At 38.0% G+C, this 2729-nt stretch carries 3 protein-coding genes; all 3 read left to right on the top strand.

The window, feature by feature from the left end; genetic code table 11:
* Positions 1-242: 242 nt before the first annotated feature.
* On the top strand, positions 243-815 hold the full coding sequence (locus UC75_RS08455; protein WP_049837288.1) for a TetR/AcrR family transcriptional regulator: 573 nt from the start codon (positions 243-245) through the stop codon (positions 813-815).
* Positions 816-934: 119 nt separating this feature from the next.
* Positions 935-1870, top strand: a complete 936-nt coding sequence (locus UC75_RS08450) for a LysR family transcriptional regulator (protein WP_049837287.1) — start codon at positions 935-937, stop codon at positions 1868-1870.
* Between the two features lie 104 nt (positions 1871-1974).
* On the top strand, positions 1975-2729 hold a 755-nt coding region (locus UC75_RS20825), incomplete at its 3' end, for a GMC family oxidoreductase (protein WP_228137182.1).

Raw genomic sequence — 2729 nt, 5'->3', positions numbered from 1 at the left:
GCTTTGCACATTCTTAATTTCTTGGCAGCCTTTGCCAAAGTCTATATCGACACAACTTAAACTTTTAAAGCAATTTGATGGCTATTGGGCTTTTCAGGCTTTAAATCGTCACGACCAAAAAACTTAATCAACAATAAAACTTGAGATGTGCCACGCACAGTCTTTATGGCTTTGCTATGCCTTTTTTTTCTCCCAAAAAAGATCTCGCTTATCTACAACAATAATTTTATAACGGTAAAACTATGCGACATTTAGTGATCTCACCACGTGCCATACAAGTCGTAAATAAATCGATTGATCTGTTTCACCACCACGGATTTCATACCATTGGAATCGATAGAATTGTGAAAGAATCTCAAATTCCCAAAGCGACTTTTTATCATTACTTTCATTCTAAAGAGCGGTTTATCGAAATCTGTTTAACCGTTCAAAAAGAACGCTTAAAAGAAAAAGTAGTATCAATTGCTGACTACGATCAAGGTGCAGGTGTGATGGATAAACTCAAAGCACTTTATCTTTTACATACTGATTTGGAAGGACTGTACTATTTATTATTTAAAGCTATTTTTGAAACGAAACTGACCTATCCCAAAGCCTATCAAATCGCAGTGAGGTATAGAACGTGGTTACTGAATGAAATCTATAGCCAACTTATAAAATTAAAAACCGATGTTTCCTTTCAGGATGCCAAACTATTTTTATATATGATTGAAGGCGCGATTATTCAGCTTTTAGACGCAAATAAGGTGGGGGAAAGGGAGAGATTATTAGATTATTATCTAAATGCTTTGGCTAAGTTAGAAATGTTGAGTTGAAATGAAAGATTAGACAACAAGTATCTTAGAAATTCTTATAATTTGATTTAAAACAAAACTTGATTTGATGAATTATTTCGTGATTACTGAGAATAAATAAATTAACAAAGTAGGGCTAAGTGAATCAAATTGTTGAGATGCAAACTTATATTGCAATCGTCGAAGCAGGCAGTATTACTGAGGCTTCAAAGCGAATTGGCACTACAAAATCTGTGATTAGTCAACGGATGCAACAGTTAGAAGCTCGGCTAGGCGTATCGTTGATTAATCGTGGTCGGGTTCTAACTTTAACAGAGGCGGGACAAGAGTTTTATCAACGTTCGATACGATTGCTCACAGAACTCAACGACTTAGAGGAATCTGTAAAGTCAATTCATTTTAGTCTCACAGGTCGTCTTCGTCTGGCTGTTCCAATGGCATTTAGTATTAATTACCTTGCGCCATATTTGGCAGAATTCATGAAATTACATCCCGATCTACATTTAGACGTTGAATCGACAGATAACTTTGTCAGTTTGCATGAGGAAAACTATGATGTCGCGATTCGTATGGGGCAGCTTTCGGATTCTGATTTAATTTCTAAACGTATCACCGCCAATCACCATTATATTTGTGCCAGTCCAGACTACTTGCGGGAATTTGGTACACCTGAGCACCCAGATGAGTTAAATCATCATGATGGATTGCTATATATGGCTAGAGAGTCACATGGTATGTTGCAATTGCCAGTCAATGGTGAATATCAATCGTTTCGTATACGAACAGCAATGCGAACTGACAGTGCTCACCAATTACTTGAAGCGGCTAAGGCAGGGCTGGGTTTAGCTATTTTACCGGGATTTATTGCGGCACCTGCTATTTGTGATCAATCGTTGAAAGTGGTCTTACCTGAATTTTGTCCCTCTGGTGGCGATATTTCTGTGGTCTATAAACGCTCGCTTAGAGCTTCCCCTAAAATTCATGCAATTTCTAATTTTCTAATCGAAAAAATTGGAAATCCACCAAAATGGGAAATAGATATTGCAAAGGTATTGGCTATAAATTCAAATCATTAGTTAAAAGTGTTCTAAAAATAAGAACCCACAGTTCGAGCTTTGTTACCTATTGAAGCATAGTAAAGCCTTTTATTCTGAAACCACTTTAAAAATAAGTGGTGAGAATGATGTCATCAGGTAGCTATAAAGATTCAATACAACATGAAGCAACTCTAGCTTCTACAGAACTTCTGACAAGTCAGCACGGCTCTGAATCTCTTGATGTAATTATCGTTGGCGGCGGTTCTGCGGGTGCTGTATTAGCGACACGTTTAAGTGAGCAAGCAAACCGCCATGTTTTATTACTAGAAGCAGGTCATTCACCTGAACCATATAATTATCCAAGAATCATCTCTAACAGTGATATTTTAGGAGCCAACTTAAACCCTGAGTTTGAATGGGGGTATAAAACAAAAACGGGTTATATCGATCACGAGATTGGTGCAATCCGCGGAAAAATATTGGGTGGAAGTTCTGCCGTAAATGGTGCCGTAGCTATTCGTTCCCGTCCTGAAGACTTTAAACGTTGGAATTTACCCGGTTGGAGTTACGAGGATTTATTACCCTCATTTAAAAAATTAGAAACCCGTCATGGTGGTGATGATTCAATTCATGGTCGTTCTGGTCCACTGCCTGTAGTGCAATTAACTCAAGCAGATATTACACCAATGCAAGATGCATTCATGAAAGCAACGATAGCAAATGGTTACAAGGCTATTGATAATTTTGATGGTGCAGATGCTAACGGCGTTGGCCCATATCCAATGAACATTGTAAATGGTGTACGCGTCAATACAGGTATTGCCTATTTAACTGAGGATGTTCGCAGTCGGGAAAATCTTACTATACGTCCAGATAGTATGGTGGATCGTGTTCTTTT

The organism is Acinetobacter sp. V2, assembly GCF_001188385.1.
Taxonomy (GTDB): domain Bacteria; phylum Pseudomonadota; class Gammaproteobacteria; order Pseudomonadales; family Moraxellaceae; genus Acinetobacter; species Acinetobacter oleivorans.
This window is presented reverse-complemented; position numbering and strand designations above follow the sequence as displayed.